The sequence below is a fragment of the Actinopolyspora alba genome, from assembly GCF_900112765.1.
GTDB classification, from domain to species: Bacteria; Actinomycetota; Actinomycetes; order Mycobacteriales; family Pseudonocardiaceae; genus Actinopolyspora; species Actinopolyspora alba.
Genome location: NZ_FOMZ01000009.1, coordinates 169,732 through 186,986 on the forward strand (window position 1 = coordinate 169,732; position 17,255 = coordinate 186,986).

The 17,255-nt window shown below is 67.0% G+C and carries 18 protein-coding genes and 1 tRNA gene; 10 read left to right on the plus strand and 9 right to left on the minus strand.

Annotated features, from left to right (window positions below):
- Positions 1–116: 116 nt before the first annotated feature.
- Together lnt and BM150_RS15255 are read left to right on the plus strand one after the other, a co-directional pair.
- On the plus strand, positions 117–1,664 hold the full coding sequence (gene lnt, locus BM150_RS15250; RefSeq protein WP_245755507.1) for an apolipoprotein N-acyltransferase: 1,548 nt from the start codon (positions 117–119) through the stop codon (positions 1,662–1,664).
- A gap of 97 nt (positions 1,665–1,761) precedes the next feature.
- Complete coding sequence (locus BM150_RS15255) at positions 1,762–2,556, plus strand: polyprenol monophosphomannose synthase (protein ID WP_092927936.1); 795 nt, start codon at positions 1,762–1,764, stop codon at positions 2,554–2,556.
- 102 nt (positions 2,557–2,658) lie between these two features.
- On the opposite strand, the gene BM150_RS15260 is transcribed toward BM150_RS15255, so the two are convergent.
- The 3 genes from BM150_RS15260 to BM150_RS15270 form a co-directional block, all read right to left on the minus strand.
- Positions 2,659–3,015: an RNA polymerase-binding protein RbpA gene (locus tag BM150_RS15260; protein WP_092927937.1), complete on the minus strand. Its 357-nt coding sequence runs from the start codon at positions 3,013–3,015 to the stop codon at positions 2,659–2,661.
- Between the two features lie 588 nt (positions 3,016–3,603).
- Complete coding sequence (locus tag BM150_RS15265) at positions 3,604–5,001, minus strand: MFS transporter (protein ID WP_092927938.1); 1,398 nt, start codon at positions 4,999–5,001, stop codon at positions 3,604–3,606.
- A 131-nt stretch (positions 5,002–5,132) separates the two neighbouring features.
- Positions 5,133–5,954 (minus strand): glycerophosphodiester phosphodiesterase family protein, encoded by an 822-nt coding sequence (locus tag BM150_RS15270; protein WP_092927939.1) that lies wholly within the window; start codon positions 5,952–5,954, stop codon positions 5,133–5,135.
- A 145-nt stretch (positions 5,955–6,099) separates the two neighbouring features.
- Between BM150_RS15270 and BM150_RS15275 the strand changes: the two genes are divergently transcribed.
- Both BM150_RS15275 and BM150_RS15280 read left to right on the plus strand, forming a co-directional pair.
- A complete protein-coding gene (locus tag BM150_RS15275) occupies positions 6,100–6,462 on the plus strand; it encodes a hypothetical protein (protein WP_342752583.1) in 363 nt (120 codons plus the stop codon).
- 162 nt (positions 6,463–6,624) lie between these two features.
- Positions 6,625–7,287 carry a VOC family protein gene (locus BM150_RS15280; protein WP_092927940.1) on the plus strand — a complete coding sequence of 221 codons (663 nt, stop codon included), beginning with the start codon at positions 6,625–6,627 and terminating at the stop codon, positions 7,285–7,287.
- A gap of 21 nt (positions 7,288–7,308) precedes the next feature.
- Here the strand turns inward: BM150_RS15280 and BM150_RS15285 are convergent, their stop codons facing one another.
- Both BM150_RS15285 and BM150_RS15290 read right to left on the minus strand, forming a co-directional pair.
- Positions 7,309–8,319 carry a tyrosine-type recombinase/integrase gene (locus BM150_RS15285; protein ID WP_092927941.1) on the minus strand — a complete coding sequence of 337 codons (1,011 nt, stop codon included), beginning with the start codon at positions 8,317–8,319 and terminating at the stop codon, positions 7,309–7,311.
- A gap of 160 nt (positions 8,320–8,479) precedes the next feature.
- Complete coding sequence (locus tag BM150_RS15290; protein ID WP_092927942.1) at positions 8,480–9,841, minus strand: M20/M25/M40 family metallo-hydrolase; 1,362 nt, start codon at positions 9,839–9,841, stop codon at positions 8,480–8,482.
- A 122-nt stretch (positions 9,842–9,963) separates the two neighbouring features.
- On the opposite strand from BM150_RS15290, the gene BM150_RS15295 reads away from it, so the two are divergent.
- The 3 genes from BM150_RS15295 (at position 9,964) to BM150_RS15305 (ending at position 11,711) form a co-directional block, all read left to right on the plus strand.
- Positions 9,964–10,050 (plus strand) — tRNA-Leu (locus BM150_RS15295).
- A gap of 82 nt (positions 10,051–10,132) precedes the next feature.
- Complete coding sequence (locus tag BM150_RS15300; protein WP_139219544.1) at positions 10,133–10,663, plus strand: hypothetical protein; 531 nt, start codon at positions 10,133–10,135, stop codon at positions 10,661–10,663.
- Positions 10,656–11,711: a tyrosine-type recombinase/integrase gene (locus tag BM150_RS15305; RefSeq protein WP_175496848.1), complete on the plus strand. Its 1,056-nt coding sequence runs from the start codon at positions 10,656–10,658 to the stop codon at positions 11,709–11,711. Before BM150_RS15300 ends, BM150_RS15305 begins: the two co-directional genes overlap by 8 nt.
- Before the next feature lie 130 nt (positions 11,712–11,841).
- Here the strand turns inward: BM150_RS15305 and BM150_RS15310 are convergent, their stop codons facing one another.
- The 4 genes from BM150_RS15310 to BM150_RS15325 form a co-directional block, all read right to left on the minus strand.
- Entirely contained in the window at positions 11,842–12,978 is a 1,137-nt protein-coding gene (locus tag BM150_RS15310; RefSeq protein ID WP_245755508.1) for an MAB_1171c family putative transporter, read from the minus strand.
- Entirely contained in the window at positions 12,978–13,508 is a 531-nt protein-coding gene (locus BM150_RS15315; RefSeq protein ID WP_092927945.1) for a hypothetical protein, read from the minus strand. The genes BM150_RS15310 and BM150_RS15315 overlap by 1 nt, the downstream gene beginning before the upstream one ends.
- Positions 13,505–14,344, minus strand: coding sequence for an alpha/beta fold hydrolase (locus BM150_RS15320; protein WP_245755509.1), 840 nt, complete (start codon positions 14,342–14,344; stop codon positions 13,505–13,507). Before BM150_RS15320 ends, BM150_RS15315 begins: the two co-directional genes overlap by 4 nt.
- Before the next feature lie 126 nt (positions 14,345–14,470).
- A complete protein-coding gene (locus BM150_RS15325; protein WP_092927947.1) occupies positions 14,471–14,884 on the minus strand; it encodes a helix-turn-helix domain-containing protein in 414 nt (137 codons plus the stop codon).
- A gap of 594 nt (positions 14,885–15,478) precedes the next feature.
- Between BM150_RS15325 and BM150_RS25270 the strand changes: the two genes are divergently transcribed.
- From BM150_RS25270 to BM150_RS15340, 3 genes are all read left to right on the plus strand, one after another.
- The gene (locus tag BM150_RS25270; protein WP_425427423.1) at positions 15,479–15,808 is read left to right on the plus strand and encodes a WhiB family transcriptional regulator; all 330 of its coding nucleotides are present in this window, start codon (positions 15,479–15,481) and stop codon (positions 15,806–15,808) included.
- A 103-nt stretch (positions 15,809–15,911) separates the two neighbouring features.
- Positions 15,912–16,970, plus strand: a complete 1,059-nt coding sequence (locus BM150_RS15335; protein WP_217641666.1) for a hypothetical protein — start codon at positions 15,912–15,914, stop codon at positions 16,968–16,970.
- A complete protein-coding gene (locus tag BM150_RS15340) occupies positions 16,967–17,254 on the plus strand; it encodes a hypothetical protein (RefSeq protein ID WP_092927949.1) in 288 nt (95 codons plus the stop codon). The genes BM150_RS15335 and BM150_RS15340 overlap by 4 nt, the downstream gene beginning before the upstream one ends.
- The last annotated feature ends 1 nt before the right edge of the window (position 17,255 follow it).

Consider the following 17,255-nt stretch of genomic DNA (forward strand, 5'->3'; position numbering starts at 1 on the left):
GCTCGTCGTCGGCGAAGGTTGATCGGTTGGTTGTCCCCAGGGTGAGTTCGGGAGGCGAACGGCATTCCGGCCTCCGGGCCGGAATCCGTTCGAAACGTGCTCGCTTCTCGGTACCGGTGCGGCTCGTGTTGGCCGTGCTCGCCGGGATCCTGCTGTACTGGTCGGGACCACCGCGTGACCTGTGGTGGCTCTCCCCGGTGGCGGTGGCCGGTTTCGTGCTCGCCGTGCGCGGAGGCCGTGCCCGGGCCGGCTTCTGGTACGGGTTGCTGTTCGGGCTGGCCTACACCCTCCCGCTGCTCGGCTGGCTGCTGGATTTCCTCGGTGCGCAGTTCGGTCCGTGGCCGTGGCTCGGGGTGTGTCTGGTCCAAGCGCTGTTCTTCGGCCTCGCCGGAGCGGGTACGGCCCGGGTCACCCGGCTGCCCGCAGCTCCCGTCTGGCAGGCGGCTGTTTTCCTGGCGGCCGAGGTGCTGCGTTCCGCGCTGCCTTTCGGCGGCTTCCCGTGGGGGCGGCTGGCGTTCACCCAGACCGATGGTGTGCTGCTGCCGCTCGCTTCGGTCGGTGGCACCGCGATGGTCGGCTTCGCCGTGGCACTGATCGGGGCGGGGCTGGCCGAGTCGGTGAGCCGGTCGCCGTGGCCGCGAGGTGGTGTCGAGCGCGGCCACGGGGGGATCCGTGGCACGGTTCGGCTGTTCGTCGTGCCGGTCTGCGCGGTCCTGGTGCCCGTCATGGCGGGGCTGTCGGTGCTTCCCACCGTCGGTGCGGGCACTCGATCCGGGACCGCCACGGTGGCCGTCGTACAGGGCGATGCCCCCAACGTCGGCCTGGATCTGCTGTATCGGGACGAGCAGCTGCGGGCGAACCACATCCGTGCCGCTCGCCGGTTGGCCGCGGACGTGGCCGCCGGGCGGGTTCGACGCCCCGACTTCGTGCTGCTGCCCGAACAGGTCGGCTCCTGGGGGCCACAGCGGCGGGACCCGGCGTTGCGGCGTGTCGCCGAGCGGATCGGTGCGCCGGTGATCGTCGGTGGTCTCGCTTACGGTCCGGACGGTGGGCTCAGCAATCGCATCGTGCGCTGGGGACCGGACAACGGGGCCACCGGGGAATACGTCAAGCAGCACCTGGTGCCGTTCGCCGAGAAGATCCCGCTGCGCTCGGTGGCGGGTGCGGTGAGTCCCTTCGTTCAGAGGTTCCAGCAGGACATGACCGCGGGGGACGAGCCGGGTGTGCTGGCCGCCGGACCCGCACGGCTGGGAGTGGGGATTTGTTACGACGTGGCCTACGACGACGTGTTCCGGGAAGCGGCGCGTGCCGGGGCCGATCTGTTCGCGTTACCCACCAACAACGCGTGGTACGGCCGTTCGGGGATGAGTCATCAGCAGCTGGCCATGGCTCGGCTGCGTGCGGTCGAACACGATCGCGCGGCGCTCGTGGCAGCCACCTCCGGGGTCAGTGCCGTGGTGCGGCCGGACGGGAGCGTGCGGCGGAGCACGGAGCAGTTCACCGCCGAGACGGTCGTGGCCGACGTGCCGCTGCGTTCGTCGAACACCGTGGCCACCTTCCTGGGCCGCTACGTCACCTGGTTGGTGACCGCCCTCGGCGCGGGGGCTGTGCTGTCGACCTCACTGCGGCGCTACCGCGACCGTGCGCCGAGGCGGGGCCGGTGATACGACCTACCGTTGCGGGCCGTTCGACCTCTTCGGCCGGAGGACGTGCCGCCGGCCGGCCGGATGTCGACGGCGGTGAGTGTGCGAGGGGAAAGCGATGACGAATCCGCGGCAGTCGGCGAACTCCACCGCGTCCTCGGTGCTCGTGGTGATTCCGACCTTCAACGAGCGGGAGAATCTGCGAACCATCGTGCGGCGGCTGACCACGGCCGTGCCCACCACGCACGTCCTGATCGTCGATGACAACAGCCCGGACGGGACCGGTGCGCTGGCGGACGAGATCGCCGCGGCCGACGAGCGGATCCACGTGCTGCACCGTGTCGCCAAGGCCGGGCTCGGTGCCGCTTACGTCGCGGGCTTCGACTGGGCACTCCGGCGCGGTTACGAGGCGATCGTGGAGATGGACGCCGACGGTTCGCACGCCCCGGAGCAGCTGACCACCATGCTCGAAGTGCTCCCCCGGGCGGGCATGGTGCTGGGGTCGCGATACGTCCCGGGTGGGACCGTGCTGAACTGGCCCTGGTACCGATCCCTGTTGTCGCGGGGCGGAAACGTCTACTCCAAGTGGGCGCTCGGTGTGGCGATCAACGATCTCACCGGTGGCTTCCGGGTTTACCGGGGCGAGGTGCTGCGCGAGCTGGATCTGCACACCGTGGCTTCGCAGGGTTACTGCTTCCAGGTGGATCTGGCGATGCGCGTCGTGGAGACGGGCAGCACCGTGGCGGAGGTGCCCATCACCTTCGTGGAGCGGGAGAGCGGCGAGTCGAAGATGAACGGCTCGATCGTGCGGGAGGCACTGCTCCGGGTGACCAAGTGGGGACTGCGCCGCAGGGGGCGTCGACTGCTTGCCTGGCTGAGCGGCTGGAGACCACCGCTGCGACGCGGTCGGTGACATCGGCGCGCGGGAGCACGCGGGCTGTCGGGGAGGGGCCGGGCCAAACCGAACGGGCGCCCGTTCACCCGGTGGAACGGACGCCCGTGTGCGGTCGCACGGTCAGTTCGTGCTCTCGGTGGGCCGGTTACGGCGTGCGCGCAACTCCTCCAGCCGCTCGTTGAGCAGTTCCTCGAGCTCGGGAACGCTGCGGCGCTCCAGCAGCATGTCCCAGTGGGTGCGCGGCGGCTTGGCCTTCTTCTGCTCCGGCTGGCTGCCGTCGATGATCTTCGACTCGGTGCCGTGCAGGCGACATTCCCAGGTCGACGGGATCTCGGCGTCGTCGGAGAAAGGCACCTCGAACTCGTGGTCCTTGGAGCAGGCGTAGCGCACCGTCCGGCGCGGTGCGAGGTCGTGGTTACGATCCGTCTCGTAGCTCACCGCTCCGAGCCGGCTGCCACGCAGAACGCGGTCGGCCATGACGGTTCCTTTCGCTTCGGGGCCCGGGGTCCGGGCGGCTGTGCTCACCGAGTGCAACGACGTGGGCCTCGTCGTCTGTTCCCGGTATGAGGTTCCTGGTTGCCGTCGGTGACGACATTCACTCGTCAACTAGGTCGACTACCCGTGAGATGCACGGTTGCGGCGTTCGTGACGCGTTTTCCCTCTCGTAACCCACAGGTGCGTCTGAACGGGTGATAGTGCCAGAACACCCGTCACTCGGACCAAATACCAACCCGGACATATTTCGGAATGCGACCGATCTCACTTCCTCTTTCGTGTTGATGAGCAAGCGTATCGTTACTCTTCGTGATTAATGCTGCCCTCGACCCGATAGTGACGCAAGGTACTGGAATATGCCAACACACGGATGAGCGGGGGGACAGTGTCACCGATTTGGAGCAGTGTTGCTCGCAGCGACGTGCCGGGAACCCGTACGAATACCTTTCCGGGCGATCGTCGACCCACGCCGGAGCCGCTCGACCTCGTTACCCGATGTCGGGTCTCCCGGAGCGAGAGCCGGAGGCTCCGCCGAGCGAGCACCCCGCCGACCCGGCCGGAGAACTTCGATCAGAGCACTCCGGGAGCGGGGTTGCCCGCCTGCCGGATCGCTCGACGTACCGGCACCATCGAGACCAGCAGCAGGCCCAGCACGAAGAAACCGAGCAACGACAGGATCGCCAGTCGGAACGAGCCGGTCGCCTGCCCCACCGCCGCGAAAAGCAGCGGTCCCACCCACGAAGTGGAGCGCTCACCGATCTGGTAGAGCGAGAAGTACTCGGCCTCACTCCCGGCCGGGATCATCTGGCTGAACAACGAACGCGACAACGCGTTCGTTCCGCCGAGCACCAGGCCGATCCCGGCCGCGACCCCGTAGAACTGCAACGGTTCCCCCTGCTGGGTGAAGAACGCCCCGAACAGCACCACGATCCAAACCGTCAGGCTGAGCATGATCGTGCGCTTGGCTCCCAGCCTGCGGGCCACCCAGCCGTGCAGCATCCCACCCAGAAACGCTATGAACTGCACGATCAGGATCGTGGTGATCAGAACCCGCCGGTCGAGACCGAGCTCCAGCTCACCGTACTGTGCCGACACCTTGAACACCGTGCTGATGCCGTCGGTGAAGACCATGTACGCGCCGAGAAAGGCCAGGGTCAACGGGAGCCGCCGTGCCTGCCGCAGCGTGGCACCCAGCTGCCGGAAACCGGCACGCAGCACCGGCCCCTCGGAACTCGCGCCCGGCCGCCTACCCGGCAGTCGCCGCAGTGGCAGTACGGTGAACACGGCCCACCACACCCCGGCGGAGACGAATACCAGCCGTACCGCCGTGTCCTCACCGATCCCGAGCGCGTCGTGACCGACGTAGAGCATCAGGTGCAGTGCGAGAGCCACCCCGCCACCCAGGTAGCCGAACGCCCAGCCACGCGCCGACAGTCCGTCGCGTTCGTCGGCGTGCGCGATCTCCGGCAGCAGCGAGTAGTAGACCACCACGGCCGCCCCGAAACACAGGTTCGCCAGCAGGAAGAGCACGGCGCCCAACAGCCAGTTCTGTCCACCCACCAGAGCCAGCAACGCGGTGGTTCCCGCCCCGCAGAAGGCGAAGGTCCCCAGCATTTTCCGCTTGTCGCGGGTCCGGTCGGCGACAGCTCCCGCGATCGGCAGGACCAGCACCTGAATCACCGCGGCCAACGCGAGCAGATAGCCCCACAGCGAACCGGCCGGGAACGACCAGCCCAGCACCGCGATGTCACAGCGCTGCAGCGCGTCACCGCCCGGGCAGGCCGCCGCGCCGTTGCGTGCGGTGTCGGACTCCGCGGCCCGGGTCGCCACCGTGGTCAGGTACAGCGACAGGAACACCGTCGTGATCGAGGTGGGAAACACCGAGTTGGCCCAGTCGTACCAGCACCAACCGCTGTGCTCGCGCCGCCGGGCCGTTTCCGGCGTGAACTCCGCGTGTGTGGCGGCCATGCGCTCCGTCCTCGAGATCGGTCATCGCGTCGACTACTTCGAGGACCTTTCTCGTCCGAACCGGGTGTGGCAATGCGTAGTTCCACTCAGAAGTGGCGAACCCCCTGGTTCGTCCGGCGGAGAACGATGCGCTACCGGGCCGTGTGCCACTGCTCCCGCCCGCGCAGGACGTCCCGCAGCAGATCCGGACGGTCGGTCAACACCCCGTCGACACCCACGTCCAGCAGCTCGGCCATTTCCCCCGGATCGTCCACGGTCCACACGTGCACCTCGGTGCTTCGGGCGTGTGCTCGTTCGACGAACCGCCGGTCCACGACGTGCACCCCACGATGCCTGCGCGGCACCTGGGCCGCGACCCCGACGGGTAGCGAGGCGCGGCCCACCGCCCCCGCGAGAGCGGATGCCCGCGAGCCCAACCAGAGTCCACCGATCTCCATCGGTCCCATGGAGGTGAGCAGCCGAGCGTCCCCGTGTGCCCGCAGCACCCCCAGTCTCCGGTCGGAGAAACCCGCCAGACACACCCGGTGCCAGGCGTTGTGCCGCCGGATCGTCCGCAGCGTCGCCACCACCGCCGAATCCGCCTTGACGTCGATGTTGAGCAGCGCCCCGGGCAGTTCTTCCAGCAACTGGTCCAACGAGCACACCGGTTCACGTCCTCCGACGCGCGCGTCGGAGACGCTCGACCAGCGCCTGCGACGGATCTCACCGGTGCTGTCGGTGGTCCGGCGCAGGTCGGGGTCGTGATGCACCACCGCGACACCGTCCGAAGTGGCGTGCACGTCCGTCTCCAGGTAGTGGAACCCCTCGCGAACCGCACGCCGGAAGGCACTGAGCGAGTTCTCCATGCCCGCCAGCTCGCCGATGTGCCAACCCCGGTGCGCGAACGCGCGGGGACGGAGCTCAGGACTCAGGAACGGGTGCTGCCGGGAGGCAGCCGGAAACGAGCCGTACATCGCACCACTGTGCAACGAGTCCCGCGGCGAGCCCGCGAGGGGTGCCCGATGACTGTCGGTGCCGTTACCCCGTTCGGCCGGTGCGGAAGGATTTTTCGGCGTGCCTGCCCGCAAATGAGCCTGATTCGGACTAGCGTGGTCAACCGTGGAGACAACATCCGATATCGAATCGCTCGAACCACGCACCCGAACACCGCGGCACTGTTCGTGGTGCGGTCGTCGGATACCGGGCGCAGGCAGTGTCGGTCGCCCACGGATGTACTGCGCGCAGTCCTGCAGACAGCGGGCCTACGAGCGTCGCGCGGCGGTACAGCGCGGTGGACTGCCGGAGGACGCGGTGGTGCTTTCCGGGGCGGAACTCGACGATCTGCAGGACAGACTGTTCCAGCTGCGGTGCGCCGCCGAGGACGTCGCCACGGCGGCGGGTGAGGGGGCGGAACAGGCGGAGGTGCGAAGTCTGGCGCAGCAGCTGCTGGACAGCGCGCGTGACTTGGAACGTATCCGCTAGCGCGATGAACGGTCCTCTCCGTTGCTCCGAACGGAGCATTGCCAACAGCGGCGTGGTTGGCCAAGATGATACGCCGAACGCTGCCCCAAGCGAGTGATCGCCGCGACGACACCGCGATCGTCGCAGCCCGGTCGCTCCGGTACCGGCTAGGAAGCTACAACGTTGCCCCCAAACTCAGCGGTTTGCGGCCTGCGCCGCGCCGAGCTGCGTACTGCCGATCCCGCCGCCACCGCAGGCTTCTACCGGAAACTGCTGGACTGGACGGTGTTGCGATCCGAGGAAGGTTTCGAGTGCTGGGTCGGTGAGCGCAAGTGCGCCACGCTCCGCACGAACCGTTCCCGCCGAACCCCGCAGTGGCAACTCGTGTTCGCGGGTGCCACCACCGACGGTGATCTCTCGGGCCCGGAGGACACCTGCGCGAGCATGGTCAGAGGCCGTGCACAGCACGGCCCGTGGGCGCCACCGCCTCGCAAGGGCGAGCCGTGCTGGGTCGAACTGCGCACCGCGCAGGCGGAGTCCGCCGACAGCTTCTGGAGCGAGTCGTTGATCTGGACGGTGCGGACGGACTCGCCGAGGACGAGTTACACGGTGGGGGAACGCGCGGTGGCGGCCCGGACCGGTCCGCGCGGTGCGGCGGAGAGCACCGGTTGGCTGTGCTACTTCGTGGTGGGCGCACTGGACGAGGCCGCCGAACGCGTCACGGAACTCGGGGGATCGGTGCTGGAACGCGCGCCGCACGACGTACTGGGGGAATCCGTCGTGATCGCCGACTCCGACGGGGTCGTCTCCGCGCTGGTGGGGGAGACGGGACGCTGGGGCGGCTGAACCGTTCACCGCGGGTGGCGGTCACTCGGACTCGGAACCCCCGGACAGTTCGCCCAGTACCCGGTGCGTTCGGTTCGCCCGCACGGACAGCCGCTGTTCGCGGGCCGTCACGTCTATGTAGGCCTGGCTCGAATTGATCGAGGCGTGCCCCAGCAGTTTCGCGATCTCGGTGGCGTTCGCGCCGTCCTCGGCGAGCCGGGTCGCGAAGGTGTGACGCAGCGCGTGCACCATGGCGCCGCGCTGCACCCGGTCGGAAACCCCCGCGGCACGCAGCGACTGCCGAACCAGGTACTGCAGCCCGCCGCGCCGCAGCGGCTCACCTCGATGGTTGACGAACAGCGGCTCCCCACCGGGAAGTCGCCGCCCGAACCGCAGCCTGCGGCTTTCCAGGTAGTCCTCCAGCACCCCCTCCAGGGACTCGTCGATCGGTATCGACCGGTTGGAACCGCCCTTGCCGCGGACGTGCAGCCGACGTTCGCCACTTCGGCCCGCCAGCGCCGAGACGGTCAGATCCAGCAGTTCCGCCGAGCGCAGTCCCGTGCACAGCAGAGTGGACAGTATCGCCAGATCCCGCTCCGGCCAGGGGTTCCGTGCCTTGCGGGCGCCCTGGGCGATCAGCCGCAGCAACCGCTCCGGGGTTTCCTCGCCGTTGAGCGGTTTCGGGGTGGCGGCGGCCAGCCGCGGTTTGGGCACCACGGGCATCGGGTTCCCCGAGGCCGCGCCCTCCACGACCAGGAACCGGAAGAACCCGTTCCAGCTCGACCACGCGCGGGTGACCGACGAAGCCGAACGACTGGCGGCGTGCCGGGCGAACGCCGAACGCAGCGTTTGAGCCGTCACGGAGTCCACGGGCAGTCGCTCGCCGTCCGTTCCCGTCGTCTCCGCCAGCTCAGCGGTGATCGATTCGAGGTCGCGCCGGTAGGCGCGCAGTGAGTTCTCGGCCAGTTTCCGTGCCTGCAGGTGCTCCAGGTATGCCTCGACCCAGTCGGTGAGGGGCTGCCGGCCCGGCGCGTCCCGCGTACCCGTTGGCACCGTGACACCTCCCGACGTGGTTGGTTGCCGGAACGATCCGGCGTCGCCGTCCGGAGTCGATCATACGAGAACGCGCGGCGGTCGGCGCGTTCCGTGCGGACTTCCCCGGTGACCGGCACCGTTTCGCGCCGGTCACCGTGTCGTGGGACATGCGTCCGGATCAGGAGGTGCGCAGGAAGTGGTCCAGCACCCGGGTGCCGAACCGCAGCGAGTCCACCGGGACACGTTCATCCACCCCGTGGAACAGTGCGGAGAAGTCCAGATCCGCGGGAAGGCGCAGCGGGGCGAAGCCGAAGCAGTTCATGCCCAGCCTGCTGAACGACTTCGCGTCGGTGCCGCCCGACATCATGTACGGCAGGGTGCGGGCCGCCGGGTCCTCGGTGAGCAGGGAACGACTCATGGACTCGACGATCTCGCCCTCGAACCGGGTCTCCACCGGCGGCAGGCCGACCCACTCGCGTTCGACGTCCGGGCCCAGGACCTCGGCCAGCTCGCGGTCGAAATCCTCCTCGCGGCCGGGAAGAATGCGGCAGTCGACCGAGGCCTCCGCTACCGAGGGGATCACGTTGGCCTTGTAACCGGCGTTGAGCATCGTCGGATTGGCGATGTCGCGGACGGTGGCTCCGATGATGCGGGAGAGGTTGCCCAGCTTGGCGATGGCGCCGTCGAGGTCGTCCTCCGGGAAGCTCCAGCCGGTGAGCTCGCTGACGCCGTCGAGGAACTCCCGCACGCTGTCGTTGAGCACGATCGGGAAGCGGTGTTGCCCGAGCTTCGCGACGGCTTGGGCGAGCTGGGTCACCGCGTTGTCCTCGTGCACCATCGATCCGTGCCCCGCGCGGGCGCGGACCCGCAGCTTGAGCCAGCGGATTCCCTTCTCCGCCGTCTGGATCAGATAGGCCCGGACGCCGTCGCCGAAGGTCACCGAGTAGCCGCCGACCTCGCTGATCGCCTCGGTGCAGCCCTCGAACAGCTCCGGGCGATGATCCACCAGCCACTGCGCGCCCTGCAGGCCGCCCGCCTCCTCGTCGGCGAGGAAGGCGAACACGATGTCGCGTGGTGGCGTGATGCCGTCACGGCCGAGTCGGCGGGCCGTGGCCAGCGTCATGGCGACCATGTCCTTCATGTCGACCGCGCCGCGGCCCCACAGGTAGTCGTCCTGCACCGCTCCGGAGAACGGGTGCACCGACCATTCGGTCGGGTCGGCGGGGACCACGTCCAGGTGGCCGTGCACCAGCAGGCCGCCGCGCTGTCGGTCGGCGCCGGGCAGACGGGCGATGACGTTGCCACGTCCGGGGGTGTCCCCGGATTCCACGTAGGTGGTCTCGAATCCGACCTCGCCGAGTTTCTCGGCCACGTACTCGGCCGCCGGGCGTTCCGGGCTCAGGGTGGCCGGATCACCGGTGTTGGTGGTGTCGAACCGGATCAGCTCGCTCGCCAGCGTGACGACCTCGTCCTCGGCCCGGCGTAGTCCCGGATCCGTGCTCGACCGGTCGTCGTTCTCGGGATCAACATGTGCGCTCACCTGGCCTTTCTACCACTTCCGGATCAAAAGAGGGGGGTGGTTGGCGGGCCGCTGTGTCGATCGGTTATCGTAGTATCACAACGCAATGAGGGGCTCGGAAGAAACCGAGTCGATGTTGCCGCGTCGGAGTGGCGGAAACGGTAGACGCGCTAGCTTGAGGTGCTAGTGACCTATTAATGGTCGTGGGGGTTCAAGTCCCCCCTCCGACACACTTTCAGGGGAAATTTCCCCGATGCGCTAGGTTCGAAGGTCTGTTGTCGCGGCACCATCGGTGCCGCCTTTTCTCATGTCTTGACGCGCTGGCTGTGCGTGGGCCGTGCTGTGGCCGCCGGGGTGGTGGTCGGCATGGCTGAGTCGATCCTGTCCGCGGTGGTTCCCGGTGCCGGGCGTGGTGAGTCCGCCCGGAGTCCGGTGGCTGGTGGGGTGTCGCCGCGTGCGTTTCCGCTGGCCGAGGTGCCGGAGTCCGCCGGGGTGTCGTCGTGGGTGTTCGGCATGGGTCGGGTGGATGCCTCGGGTCGGGTCGGTGATCGTGCGGTGGTGGCCGCGTTGGGCTGGGGTCGTGATCAGTGCTGCGAGCTCGGTGTGGTCGCGGGTTCGGTGCTGCTGCGGGCCCATCCGGACGGGCTCTACGGGCTCTCCGGGCCGGGGTATGTGGTGGTTCCGGCGCGGGCGCGTTCGCGCTGCGGGATCAGCTCGGGTGATCGTGTGCTGCTGGCGGGATCGCCGCGGCGGGGGGTGCTGCTGGTGCACCCGCCGGTGGTGGTGGAAGCGGCGCTGGCCGAGCGGCACGCGGCCGTGCTGGGGGTGAGCCCCGATGAGTGATCGAGTGGAACGCTCCGGCAGTACCGGTCCCGCTCCGTCGGAGCTGGAGGCGGCTCGGTTGGTGTTGGCGCGGATGGGGGTGGCGCCGGAGGATCTGGTCGGGTCCGCGGCGGGTTCGTGTGTGGTGCCGACGTTTGCCGAGTACGTCCCGGTGGTGCAGCAGGCGGTGTCGGCGGGCACCAGGCGGGTGTATGGCTCGTACTGGAAGCGCGTGCTGGAATTCTGGGGTTCTCGGCGGTTGGACGAGCCCACTGCGTCGGAGATCAAGCAGTTGGCCGAGCGGGTGCGGTCTCAGCGGGTGGTGCGGCGCAACGCCCGGGGCGGCCGGAGCGCGGTGGAGCACTGTATCGCGGCGTTGCGGTGTGTGTATCGGCACGCGGTGGCTGACGGGATTGTGTCGGAGTCGCAGGATCCGGCCCGGCGGGTGGCGATGCCGCGTCGGTTGCCGAGTACGCGGCGGGGGTTGGGTGAGCAGCCGGTGGCGGAGTTGAACCGGGTGGCCGCTTCGACGGGTAACGATCCTGCGTTGGACACGTTGCTGTTGCGGTTGCACACCGAGACGGCCTGCCGCCGCGGGGGTGCCCTGGCGTTGCGGGTGGCTGATCTGGATCCGCATCAGTGTGTGATCCTGTTGCGGGAGAAGAACGACACGGTGCGGTGGCAGCCGGTCTCGCCGACGTTGATGCGGCATTTGCGGGAGCACGCCGACCAGCGGGGCGCGCATGTGGCTGGTGACGGGAGGGTGCTGCGCTACCGAGGTGGTAACCCGTTGACGCATCGGCGGTATGACCACTTGTGGCACCGGCTCGGGCGGCACGTGTCGTGGGTGGCCACGCAGCAGGTCAGCACGCACTGGCTGCGGTATACCACCCTGACGTGGGTGGAGCGCCACTTCGGTTACGCGGTGGCCCGGGCCTACGCCGGCCACACCGACAGCGCGGGCGAGAGCGGAGTCACTGCCACCTACGTCCGCGCCGGGCTCCCCGAAATCGCCACGGCGTTGAGCGCCCTGACCGGAGAAGACCACCCACTGGCCCCGGCGGGCTAGTTAGTCACGTTCCTGTCCGCGGTCCTTTTCCGGACAACGGTATTCCTCTTCCCTTCCGAGGTCTGCCCGCCGCCAAGCGGGCAGACCTCGTTCTCGGGTGGCAGGAGGAACCGCGTGGAGGGTGCTCGTTTTATGCGGTCGTTGTGCTGGTGTGGATGTTGGCCAGCTGGGTGTATTCGTGGGCGAGGGCGAGGAGGTGGTGGGTGTCGGCGTGGGTGTCGTGGGTGGTTGGTGCCGCGATGATCGAGGGGAGGGCTGCCTGGGTGCGTGTGGTGGTGGTGAGGGCGGTGTGGACGAGTTGTGCTTGGTGTGCGGGGGTGTGGTTGGGGTGGATGGGTTCGGGGAGGTAGGGGCTGAGGCAGACGAGTCCGTCGCGGCATTCGATGATGCGTCGGTAGTAGCGCAGTCGCATGTGGCGCAGTTGCCAGGCTTCGCGGCGTGGGGTGGTGGGGGCGAACAGGGCGATGTTGGGGAAGTGCTGGTACAGCGCAGCCCAGAGTGGGCGGAGTTGCCGGTGGTGGCGGCGCATGGTGATCCACAGGCGGGCTTTGATGATGCCGGTGCGCAGTCCGGGGTAGCCGATGCCGAGGAAGAAGAGCCCGATTCCGAGGGCCAGCAGGGGTGGTGTCCAGTGTGCTGTTCCGGGAACGGGATCGGTGCCCAGCAGTAGTCGGCCGGTGGTCGACAGCACGCGCGGCAGGTGTGTTCCCAGCAAACACACGGTGAGCCCGAGGGCGGCCACGGTCAGGCTCTGACGGGCACCGGAGTAGGTCTGCCTCGCCGAGGCTCGGCACAGCCAGGCACCGCGAGCGGTGGCGTAGCTCATGTAGAGATTGCCGATGAGATAGAAAGCCAGCACACCGGAGTGCTGGCTCGTTTCGGGATAACTGGCCCCGCGCCACTCCGCACTGGTCGCGGCAAACGCCAGCATTAGTCCGAAGCTGGCCAGAGACGCTAGCGCGATCTCCACATAGCTTCTCCACACAGCGACATTCGGGAGAAGAGCGGAGCGCAGCAGCACGATCAGCAGCGCGAAGAAGAACGTCAGCAGCACGTTCTGCAGCAACTTCGGCGACTGGCTGGGAAACATCCCGGCAAGGCCGGGAATGCTGACGGCCAGCTGTGTCGACAGGGCCACGGCGACCAGGACCGTGCACAGGGTGACCACCCGCAAGCCCCGATCGTGTGGGAGGCGGATCAGCTGGGAGAGCTTCCATGCTGCGGCGATCACGGCCGCGGCCCACATGAGCAGATTGGGAGCAAGCATCACAGCCACCCCTGGTGGTCGTCGAACGCGCGGCTCAATCGGTCCCGTTTCCCCTGTGGAAACCGGAGGTGGTCGAGCAGGGTCGCCCACTCCTTGATCACGGTGGCGACCATCTCGGCTTCCCGTTCGGCGGCGGGTCCGTAACCGTCCCGACGAAGCGCACGTCGAATCATCTCAGGAGGAATGTCCGGGAACAGGTGGTTCCACACATCCTCGTCGTTGTTGCCGCTACCGTGCTCGGAGATGATGTGACCGATTTCGTGCAGGATGATGTGCTCTTGATGAGCGGGCGTGGTCTCGCGCTGGTAGAGGATGTAGTCGGTATCGGCCGTGCCGACCCACAGCCCGAACACCCCCGGGGCGGGCAGGGGATAGGGCACCAGTTCGAGGGGACGCTGTCTGCGTTGAGCCAGTCGGTCACACAGCAGGTTGATGTCCAGCGGCGTGTCGAGATGCAGCTCTTGCAGCAGGGTACGGACCCCGCGCCGCAGATGGAGATCGTTGCGCCAGCTACGAGCATCGCCGGTCATATCTCGTGCTCCGTGAACAGCTTGCGGAGTGCGGCCGCGCTGGCCCAGGGATGGCTGACCAGGCCGTTGTGCCCACCGGGTAGTTCGACGAGCCGCCGTGGCAGGTGTCGGGCGAGCTGTTCGGCGCAGCGGTATTCCCACCGCTCGCGCCCGTCGTCCCCGCCAGTAGGGATGACCGGTACCGGAGTGGACGACAGCTGCTCGATGTCGAGACTGGCGTGTCGGGCAGCGGGGAAATCGTGGGTAAAAAACCACCGTAGATTCGCCTCGGCATCACCGACCTGCGCCCCTGCCCGGGCTCCCATCTCACACGCGGACGATTCGTTACCACTGAACGTGACGAAGTGCTGGATCGCGGCGTGAACATCCCGTTCGGCGAGAGCGGCAACCTCGGCCAGCCCGGTTTCCTGATCCGGATCCCGCACCAGTGAGAGCATCGGCGGTTCGTGAGCGACCAGCATCGCCACACGCTCGGGATGCCGGAGAGCCAGAAACAGCCCGATGACCGCACCAATACTCGGCCCCACCACATAAGCGGGCTGTTCCGTCACCGTAGCCAACAGCGCTGCCGCATCATCGGCATGAGTCCCCATCGTGACCGGTGCCTGCGCCTGCCCGTCCGGAAGGGAACTGCGCGACAGTCCACGACGATCATAGGAGATCACCTGATAGTGCTCGGCCAACTCCGCAGCGATCTGTTCCGTGGTCCCCGCTTCGCTCAATCCCCCCTGAATGATCAGCAGCGGAGTACCGTTACCGCGGATCTCGTAATAGAGCTCGGCGTCGCCGACCGTGACCATTCCCCGATGTGCTTGCACCGTTCCCGCTTTCCCCATCGAACCAAATATGAGCAGTAACGTGGCATGGTCACAGAAAAGGACCACCGATGCGTGTCTGGTTGTCTAGACCAAGGATAGCCTCACGATAAAACACCGAGAAGCGACACGTCAGCGAAAAGAGGTTCACTCGGACGAGTGTTCTTCTCCGGGGCGGCCAGCTTGGAAGTCGATGAAGTCCATGACGCTGCGCAGTTGATCCGTTGAGAGCTGGCTGGCACGCGTCGCGATCTGGCGTACGTTCTGCTCGCCAAGCTTCGCCAACAGATCATGTTGCTGGTTGAGGTCGCGGCCACGTTCGGTGTTGGCGAAGTACTCCAGCTCGACTCCGAAGAACTCGGCGAGCTTGACCACGACGGAGTGGCTCGGCTCGTTCTTACCTTTCAGTAGGTCGTAGAGATACCCGCGCGACACACCGATGAACTCGGCTACCTCCGGCTTACCGTAAGAGGTACCGTCTTCACGTTTTACGCTGCTGAAAAGCCGGTTCAACTTGGTGGCGAACGTGTCACCCGTCGCGTTTGCTCCGGGGTCGGTCACTGTCCTCACCACCTCTCGCGAGAGTGTCGTAAAAGCCTGACCAGCAATATCAACTGTCGACTAAACTTGACAGCGTTGTTGTTGGTACCTACTCTCAAGGTTGCGCTGTCAAGGATACCGGACAAGAGCCATCGACGATATAGGCCATCCGGGGTGGTGCTCCCCTGGGCGCGGACGCACAGCAGTGGACGCCAGGGCTGACTGCTGCGCGGCTAATCCGAGAGATGGCCAACAGAAGGTGCTTCGATCATCAGGTCGATCGAACACGGCGTAGGAACCAATCGACGCTCTGCTCGACGAGAGGAGAAAAGAGCGAATAACCGCACCACTGGTTCGTTCATGGTGCCTGTCTGATCATGATCACCGCATTCGCAGGATCAGGGCAGGTACATGTCGTGGCAGGAAATTTTTGTGGTTTGTGTCGCTCGTGAAATCGGAACGGCTCTGGTCAAGATGATGTTTTCTTGGTCGGTGCTGTTCGATGGCACTTGGTGCCGCGTTTTTCTGCCATGTCTTCCTGTGAGTCCCGTGCGTTCTGAGTCCGGGTAGGGAGCGATCCGTCTTCTGTGGAGTAGTATGTCGTTGCGTGATCTCATGAAACTGGTCAGCCAATACGGGGTCTGCGTGTCGGCGGACAATGCTGACGCGTGGTTTCGGGAGCAGCCACGAGGTCCGTCGGCCCGTGAAATCCAGCGTAGGCAGGCGCGTGAGGCCTGCACCGGCTGTCCGGTGCAAACCGAGTGTCTTACTGTCGGAGTCACTCATGAGTTGTGTACCGAGATGTGCTGGGGAATCTGGGGCGGAGTGTGTGCCGCCGATCGGCAAGAGCTGATCGACAAAGGTATTGGCGTTACATGCTGCGGAAGCTACCCTGTCGAAGACATGGTGGCCAAGCTGCTCTCGACCTCCCGTTTCAGTGAGTGACAGCATTTTCTGCTTTCTTGTTTTTGATTCGAATTCTTTTTTGTTTTGGGAAGTTGCTGCTTGGATTGAACCTGATCTCATGTCCTGATGAGGGGATGACTTCATGAACACCGAATGGGTCGATCACGATTCCGAAAGTTCTACTGGCGGGGTTGAGCAGCGCGACCGGACGTTGACAAGGCTGGCTTGCCGAAGCTGGCAGGACCTGCCCACAGCCGATGTGGTCGCTGCGGTGGAATCCGGAGAGCTCACTACGGCTAACCACGGTGCTGCGGCAGGGCAGCGGGTCACCGCGGCGACGGCGGCGAGTGCCGCTGCGGTGCAACGGCAAGGGGTGGCACCGGTCAGCGACGCGGTAGCCGACTGGTCCGGCTTCGGTGCGGTGATTCCGGTGCTGGCGGGATCGCCCGGCGCGGGCGCTTCGCTTGTGGCGGCAGTGCTCTCCGATGCTCTGAGCAGTTTGCGGCAACGGGTGCTGCTGGTTGACACCGCCGAGCCTGTTCGATCGGGGTTGGCCACGGCCGCGCCTGTGGAGGGGGCAGCGGAGGCCGGTCCGCACGAATCGGTGCGCGTTCGGCATTCCTGGCGTGACGAGTCCACGGTGCTGGCGCGGCTGGAGACCGAGTTGCCGGTGTTTACGCCGGGGATGGTGCCGCCGCCCCGGTTCTTCAAACCCACCAACGGGGCGCTCGATGTCACCGTTGTCGATATCGGACACGACGCGTGGCGGATGGCCGCGCATCCCTTGTCCGGGCCCGGTGCGTGGTTACGGAGCGGGAGCCCGCCCGTTCGTCCGCTTCTGGCGTGTCGGGCGAGTCGTCCGAGCCTGTCGCAGGCCGAACAGGTGCTGGCCCGGCTGGAGGCGTGGAACGAGGCCGGGGTGATCACATTTCCGATCCAGTTGGTGGTGGTCGGGGCGTCGTCGTGGCCCGCCGGGGTGACCGGGGCTGCCGGACGGCGTGTGGCGGCGCTGCTCGAGGAGGCGGTGTTCCTGCCGCACGACTCGACCGTGGCGGTGGAGGGCATCACCGCTGAACCCGTGCCGAAGCGAGTCCGCGCGGCGATCATGCCGCTGCTGAGCCGGTGGGGACTCGTTGCTTCTTCGCCGGTGACCTCGCGGCGTGCTGTTCGCCGCCGGAACAGAAAGGACTCCCCAGCATGATCCAGGAATCCCTGATGTCGATTCTCGCGCAAATTCCGAATCCGGAACCGCAGGCCCCACCTGGGGCCGAGCAGATCCTCGGGGTGGTGGGCAACATCAAATGGGGTGCCGGGGTGGCCCTGCTGGTGGGGTTTTTCGTCGGAGTGCTGGTCTGGGCCGGCGGCCGGTGGGTTGATCATCACCGGGCGGGCAAGGTCGGCGTGGTCATGATGCTGTGCGCCCTCGGGGGCGGAATCTTGTACGGCATCGGATATCAACTGCTCACGCATTTCGCGGGGGTCTGAC

Coding starts and splice junctions, on each gene's coding strand:
- BM150_RS15265 (WP_092927938.1), bottom strand. CDS start 5,001: ATGGCCGCCACACACGCGGAGTTCACGCCGGAAACGGCCCGGCGGCGC.
- BM150_RS15260 (WP_092927937.1), bottom strand. CDS start 3,015: ATGGCCGACCGCGTTCTGCGTGGCAGCCGGCTCGGAGCGGTGAGCTAC.
- BM150_RS25270 (WP_425427423.1), top strand. CDS start 15,479: ATGAAACTGGTCAGCCAATACGGGGTCTGCGTGTCGGCGGACAATGCT.
- BM150_RS15320 (WP_245755509.1), bottom strand. CDS start 14,344: ATGGGGAAAGCGGGAACGGTGCAAGCACATCGGGGAATGGTCACGGTC.
- BM150_RS15255 (WP_092927936.1), top strand. CDS start 1,762: ATGACGAATCCGCGGCAGTCGGCGAACTCCACCGCGTCCTCGGTGCTC.
- BM150_RS15335 (WP_217641666.1), top strand. CDS start 15,912: ATGAACACCGAATGGGTCGATCACGATTCCGAAAGTTCTACTGGCGGG.
- BM150_RS15310 (WP_245755508.1), bottom strand. CDS start 12,978: ATGCTTGCTCCCAATCTGCTCATGTGGGCCGCGGCCGTGATCGCCGCA.
- BM150_RS15315 (WP_092927945.1), bottom strand. CDS start 13,508: ATGACCGGCGATGCTCGTAGCTGGCGCAACGATCTCCATCTGCGGCGC.
- BM150_RS15270 (WP_092927939.1), bottom strand. CDS start 5,954: ATGTACGGCTCGTTTCCGGCTGCCTCCCGGCAGCACCCGTTCCTGAGT.
- BM150_RS15340 (WP_092927949.1), top strand. CDS start 16,967: ATGATCCAGGAATCCCTGATGTCGATTCTCGCGCAAATTCCGAATCCG.
- BM150_RS15305 (WP_175496848.1), top strand. CDS start 10,656: ATGAGTGATCGAGTGGAACGCTCCGGCAGTACCGGTCCCGCTCCGTCG.